Raw genomic sequence first — 444 nt, 5'->3', positions numbered from 1 at the left:
GTGTCGACGAGACGTTCGCACAGCGCGCCAAGGAAGCCGGTTCCGGTGTTCTCGTCGCTGGCGAGAACTACGGTCAGGGTTCCTCCCGCGAACACGCCGCGATGTGTCCGATGTACCTCGGCATCGAGACCGTCCTCGCGCAGTCGTTCGCCCGCATCCACAAGGCGAACCTGTTCAACTTCGGTATCGTCCCTCTCGCCATCGACGAGGAGACCTACGAGAAGCTCGAACAGGGCGACGACATCGAAATCGTCGACGACGTGGCCGAAGGCGTCAAATCCGGCCAGGAAGAGTTCACCATCCGCGTGAACGGCGACTGGGAAGCGACGGCGGACCTGCACGCCTCCGAGCGTGAGCGTCGTATTCTCACCGCCGGTGGTAAGCTGCCTCTCACGAAGCAGCAGGCCGAAGGCGGCGCAGCGCCCGCGGACGACTAAGTCCACA

At 63.7% G+C, this 444-nt stretch carries 1 pseudogene; it reads left to right on the top strand.

Features of this window, described 5'->3' with window-relative positions:
• A pseudogene (locus DVK06_RS17810) lies at positions 1-437 on the top strand (aconitate hydratase); the annotation flags it as partial.
• Between the last annotated feature and the right edge of the window lie 7 nt (positions 438-444).

It is taken from the genome of Halorubrum sp. Atlit-28R (assembly GCF_003665955.1).
GTDB lineage: Archaea > Halobacteriota > Halobacteria > Halobacteriales > Haloferacaceae > Halorubrum > Halorubrum tropicale.
The sequence above is the reverse complement of the archived record's forward strand: the minus strand, read 5'-3'. Positions and strand labels throughout refer to the sequence as shown.